The sequence below is a fragment of the Ligilactobacillus acidipiscis DSM 15836 genome (assembly GCF_001435755.1).
GTDB classification, from domain to species: domain Bacteria; phylum Bacillota; class Bacilli; order Lactobacillales; family Lactobacillaceae; genus Ligilactobacillus; species Ligilactobacillus acidipiscis.
Genome location: NZ_AZFI01000211.1, coordinates 1 through 2961, shown reverse-complemented (window position 1 = coordinate 2961; position 2961 = coordinate 1). Strand labels below are relative to the sequence as shown.

Annotated in this window: 2 protein-coding genes; both read left to right on the top strand. The window is 37.3% G+C overall.

Features of this window, described 5'->3' with window-relative positions; genetic code table 11:
* Positions 1-179: 179 nt before the first annotated feature.
* Positions 180-947, top strand: coding sequence for a DUF975 family protein (locus tag FC65_RS09895; protein ID WP_056972549.1), 768 nt, complete (start codon positions 180-182; stop codon positions 945-947).
* Between the two features lie 187 nt (positions 948-1134).
* On the top strand, positions 1135-2904 hold the full coding sequence (locus FC65_RS09890) for an alpha amylase N-terminal ig-like domain-containing protein (RefSeq protein ID WP_056972548.1): 1770 nt from the start codon (positions 1135-1137) through the stop codon (positions 2902-2904).
* Positions 2905-2961 lie beyond the last annotated feature (57 nt).

The window sequence follows — 2961 nt, the reverse complement described above, 5'->3', positions numbered from 1 at the left end:
CGCCCCCTGTGAGGGTAGGTAGCTGCCGCGCATATTTTGAGTCATCCTTTTGATAAGGGTGGCTTTTTTTATTTCTAAATTACTAAAAATACAATTTGATGGTGTAATGTTAGTCATCTTGTTTAAATTAAGTTAGAATAAAACATATAATAGTTAAAAAGGTAATGGAGGATCGATTCATGCAAACAAGAGCAGAACTTAAGCAAGAAGCAAAGAATCTTTTGAAGGGACATTGGGGTAAGGCAATAGGCTTGAATATTTTGCAGATATTGCCGCTTTTACTCGGCTTGTTTGTGGTGGTGGAGGTCGTTGCAGCAATTTTTGTGACCATTTCACAAAGCCCAAATGGCAGCTTTGTTAATGATTTTGCGCGGGAAACTGGCAGTAATGGAGACAGGACCGATTTCTTTTCCAATATCTTTTCTTCTTTGATCCAGACGCTTTTAACGGTCGGAGTAAACTATACCTTATTAGACTGGTTACGCACTAAAAAGTCGGATTTCAGTGTTGTACGCGGAATTTTTAGTGTCTTTACTAAGAGAGATTTTTTGGCAGTCGTGGTTTTGTGGATCGTCCAAACATTGTTTGAATTCTTCTGGTATCTAGTCTTCATTATTCCTGGAATCGTTAAGACGTATGCATATTCACAGACTTACTATATTTATAAAGATATTGCGGATAACGGCGGTGGTGATGACTTAAATTATTTGGATTATGTGACAAAGAGTCGGCAGCTGATGAGGGGACATAAGTTTGAATACTTTGTTTTGCAGCTCAGTTTTCTTGGTTGGGATATTTTGGCTATATTAACACTTGGAATCGGAGAGATTTGGTTGATCCCATATAAAAACACAACATATATGGCTTATTATCGTTCCCTAGCAGGTGACCAATTCAGGAAAGAACCAAGCACAGAGACAAACACTGATGCTTATTTTGAAGCATGATAGCTGAACTAATTAGAAAACTCAACTAGTGGGTGGTGAATGCTTGTCCGACTAGTTGAGTTTTTTGGAGTAAATTTCTTTTAGCAAGGATTTTAAAATTTATGTAGAAAATGGAAATTAACTTGCTAAAAAACTGTAAAATGCCTAATGTAGTAACTAAAAGAATAAAAAATTAAGGATGATCAAAATGGAGAAAGCTGCAATTTTTCATGATGCACAAGGCGCAATGGTTTTTGAAACAGGAGTGAATGCTATTACACTTCATTTTAGAAGCAAGCACGAGGATGTGGCAAAAGCAGAATTATTATATGGTGATATGTATGATGGTCCTGGCTCAAAAGATGAGTGGCACCCGACAGTTGCAAAAATGAAACTTATTTTAAGGAGTAGTTCAATTGACTTTTGGGGTGTCACTGTACAATTACCTAAGACGCGCAGGTTAAAATATGCTTTTCATTTGATTGCAAGCAGTGGGGAAGAGTATCTGTATGATTCACATAAAATAGAACTTTATACGGCCGATAGTTTAACACACACAGCTCCTTTTATAGTTCCATATTCATATCCCAATGAAGCTTTTAAACAGCCGGCTTGGATTCAGAATACTTTATGGTATCACATCTTAATAGACAGGTTTGCTAACGGGGACCCACATTCTGACCCGGAAGATGTAGTGGAGTGGAGAACAAAAGAACCTTCAAGCACAAATTTCTTTGGCGGTGATTTGCAAGGGATCAAAGATCATTTGGATCATTTTAGTGCTCTAGGTGTCAATGGATTGATCTTAAGCCCGATTTTCGCAGCATTTTCTAACCATAAATATGATGTGGTGGATCCTTATAACGTTGATCCATACTTCGGTAGGAAAGAAGATTTTAAGGGATTAATTGAAGAAACACATCAACGTGGGATGCATGTTATATTAGAAATGGTGCTGGACCATTTGATGGATTTCTCATTGCAATGGCAAGATGTTAAACAAAAGGGTGAAAATTCAGATTTTTTCAAGTGGTTTATCATAGATTCTCTGCCTATAGAGTATACACCGACAGATGACCCTAATTTTTCAACTGATATTTCCTATCGGGTCAAGGGTAATGATCCGCATCAGCCTAAATTAAATTTACATAATGCGGAAGTGCGCCACTATTTGTTCGATTTGATCAAATATTGGATCACCACCTTTGATATTGACGGTTTTAAAATTATGGATCCTCAGGAAATGGATCGAAGTTTTTTAAATGCATTAATGCAGTTTGTTCAAAAAATTAAGTCGGGGTTCTGTTTAATGAGTGAAACTAACAGTCAAACTCCCGCTTTGATCAATAACTCGATTTTAAATGCAGCCGTGGATCAAGATATGGTCCATATCTTAAAGGATTACTTTATTCAGAAAAAAATAAATGTTGCTGAAATGATCACGGCATTAAATGATGACATGATGAAATATAAAGCGGCTAGCCAAAAATCTTTGCTGCTCCAATTAGATGGGCCTTACTCAGCACGTTTAATATCATTATGTGAGGAGGATGGACAGCTTGCCCGGCTGCTGCTAGCTTTTATTTATTTACTTCCAATGTCGCCAAGCCTGTATTACGGCACGGAATTTGGGTTAAAGGGCAGAAAGGTACCGGCTAATCGTGAGTGCATGCCATGGAAAGCAAGTGAACAAGATCAGACGATGTACCGTTTTATTAAGCTATTAGGTGAGTTTCGCAGCGAAAACAATCTGATTTTAAATGAGGGCAGTTTTAACTGGGTACAGTTTAGCAACAAAAATGATTATTTGAGCTTTACTCGATCATCAAATGGCAAACGGATCTTTGCTTTGTTTAATGTTGGCTATGGGAGTATCAAATTTGTTTTCCCACCTAAGTCAAGGTTGATCCTTAGTCAGAATTTATTGGAAGAACAGAATCGAATCGGACACAATGGTTTTGTGATCGTTGAAGCGTAGAAAAAAGAGTAAAAAAAGAAGCGGAAATTTTGGGACTTTGTCAAATAGTGTTGATGG